Origin of the sequence: Pseudonocardia bannensis (assembly GCF_012911875.1) — a bacterium.
Lineage (GTDB): Bacteria > Actinomycetota > Actinomycetes > Mycobacteriales > Pseudonocardiaceae > Pseudonocardia > Pseudonocardia bannensis.
On sequence record NZ_JAAXKZ010000236.1, the window covers coordinates 1 to 2,716 of the forward strand.

A 2,716-nucleotide genomic window follows, 5' to 3' on the forward strand; every position below is an offset into this window, starting at 1 on the left:
GCGCGCGGCCGACGCGGCCGGGTGGTCGACCTCGAGCAGCAGGGTCTTGTCGGATTGGACGATCAGGGGTCCATCGGCCACAGACTGTCCTTTCATGGCGTGGCGGCGATCTGCACCGGCGACGGCGTAGTCAGCACCGCGGCGACATGGGCGTCGGGGCGCACGATCCACACCTCACCCGGCCGGGCGCCCAGCGCGTCGGCGAGAGCGCCGGTATGGTCGATCTCGGCGAGCCGCAGCGCGCGGACCGGGCCGCCGTGGTCCTCGGGCACGACCGGCGTGGCGCCGTCCGTCGCGAGCAGCAGGAACCCGTCGCGGGCCAACTCCCGGAACCGTCGTGCGCGGCCATGGGCGCCGGTGCACGCACTACCCCGCAGGGGGCCGTCGGGGACGACGATGCCCGGAGCGGCCGGCGGCATCGCGCCGCGCGGCGGGCGCCCCGCGAACGGACGTCCCGGATCAGGTGTGGTCAGCGGGGAGTCGACGTACCAGAACGGCTCGGCCAGCCGCCCCGAGTCGACCAGCGCGCGAGCCGCCGGGTCGTCGGCCGCACGGGCCAGCACGTCGCGGCGGTGCGCGGCCTGCGCCGCGTCCTGCGGGACCAGGAACGCCATGGTCGCGGTCGTGATCGCGAGGTTCTCCCGGGCCGCCGCGTGCCGCTCGTCGTGATAGCTCTCCAGCAGCGCCTCGGACGCCCAGTCACGCCCGACGTAGGCGATCTTCCACGCCGCGTTCTCCGCGTCGGCGACCCCGGAGTTCAGCCCGCGCGCACCGAACGGCGAGTACAGGTGCGCCGCGTCCCCGGCCAGCAGCACCCGCCCGACCCGCATCCGGTCCACACAGCGGGAGTGGAACCGGTACACCGAGGACCAGACGACCGTGTAGTCATGCTCGCCGATGATCGCCCGGATCCGCCGGTCGAGGGCGCCGGACACCGCGTCGGCGGCCAGGGCGGCCTCGTCGTAGCCGGCCGGGACCTGCCAGTCGATCCGGAAGGTCGAGTCCGGGCACGGGTGGATGAGCACCTGCCGCCCGGGGTTCCACTCCGGGTCGAAATGGAAGCGTCGCTCCGTCGCGAGGGCGGGCAGGTCGGTGCGGATGTCGCAGATGAGGAACCGGTCGGCGAACGACCGGCCGTCGAAGGACACGCCGAGCCGGCGGCGCAGCTCCCCGCCGGCCGCGCCCGGGCAGGCGAGCAGGTAGGGCGCGCGCAGCTCGGCCCCGTTCGCGCAGCGCAGCGTCACCCCGTCCGCGTCCTGCACCACGTCGGCCACCCGGTGGCCCCAGCGGACGTCGATCAGCGGTTCCGCGGCGATGCACTCGTCGAGCACCTGCTCGGTGCGCGACTGGGAGATGTTGACGAACGGCGGGAACGCCGAGCGGCCGGCGTCGGCGAAGGCGTAGCTGAACAGCTCGCGGCCCCGGTGGAACGTCCGGGCAGTGGTCCAGGTGACGCCCTCGGCCGCGATCCGGGCCCCCGCGCCGACCGACTCCCAGATGTCGAGCACGTCGCGCTGCTGGCAGATGGCCTTCGAGCCGACCGGATCGCGTCGCGGGCGCTGGTCGAGCACGACGGCGGGCACGCCCCACCGGGCCAGCAGCAGCGCCGCGGTCTGCCCGACGGGGCCGTTGCCCAGCACCGCCACCGGGCCGAGCGGCCACGCGGCGCTCATGACTGCAGTTGGTCCCAGACCTCCTGGTCGCGCTCGGCGGTCCAGATGATCGGGCGCTCCACACCGGACAGCTCGTCCCACACCCGGGACACGTCGAACGGCAGGCAGTGCTCGAAGATCGGCCACCGGCCGTACCGTTCGCGCAGCGCGGCGTGAGACGCCTCGAACGCGTCCTTGAGCGTCCCGCCACGCCCCTGCACCGCACCGACCTCGCGCAGCAGCACCTGCAGGAAGTGCCGGGTCTGCCCGATCGCCGCGGCCACCTCCGCCGGCCCCCGGCTGACCGCGCCGCGGCCACCGACCAGGGCGTCGGCACCCAGCGCCTCGACCCGGTCCAGGGTGGCGCCCGCCCAGTCCCGGTGGAACGCGTCGCCGGTGTAGAGGGCCGCCTGGGCCTCGACCAGGTCCCCGGCGAACAGGATCCGGTGCCGGGGCAGCCAGCCGACGATGTCGCCCTCGGTGTGCCCGCGCCCGCAGTACTGCAGCACCAGGTCGCCGCGGTCACCGCCGAGGTCGATGGTCAGGCGGTCGGAGAAGGTCAGCGTGGGCCAGGTCAGGCCCGGAACCGACTCGGGCGCCTTGGCCAGCCGCGGCATCCGGGCGAACTCGCTCTCCCAGTCCTGCTTACCGCGCTCCGCCACCAGCGCCCGGGTGTTCTCGTGGGCGACGATGACGGCGGCGTCGAACGCCGAGGCGCCCAGAACGCGCACCGCGTGGTAGTGGCTGAGCACCAGGTAGCGCACGGGCTTGTCGGTGTACTCCCGCAGCCGGGCCAGCCATTCTCCCGCCGCGACCGGGGTCGCCAGCGCCTCGAAGCAGACCAGGAAGTCCTCGCCCTCGACGGCCCCGACGTTCGGGTCGCCCTCGGCGGTCAGCGCGTAGACGCCGTCCGCCAGCACCTCGAGCGATTGTTCCTTCTCGGCCAGGTCCCCGGATGATGCGAACGGCTGCGCGGCCATCGGCTCCGCCTCCCCATTGATCAAAGCCTTGATCAATGGGGCCAGTTTACCGCTCGCCCAGCCGCACCGGAACCCCCCTCCGCC

General features: G+C 74.0%; 2 protein-coding genes. Both read right to left on the minus strand.

Annotated elements, in window-relative coordinates; all coding sequences use genetic code 11:
- Window positions 1-92 precede the first annotated feature (92 nt).
- Entirely contained in the window at window positions 93-1,673 is a 1,581-nt protein-coding gene (locus tag HF519_RS29810) for an FAD-dependent monooxygenase (protein ID WP_169416285.1), read from the minus strand.
- Window positions 1,670-2,632, minus strand: a complete 963-nt coding sequence (locus HF519_RS29815; RefSeq protein ID WP_169416286.1) for an MBL fold metallo-hydrolase — start codon at window positions 2,630-2,632, stop codon at window positions 1,670-1,672. Before HF519_RS29815 ends, HF519_RS29810 begins: the two co-directional genes overlap by 4 nt.
- Window positions 2,633-2,716: the final 84 nt, after the last annotated feature.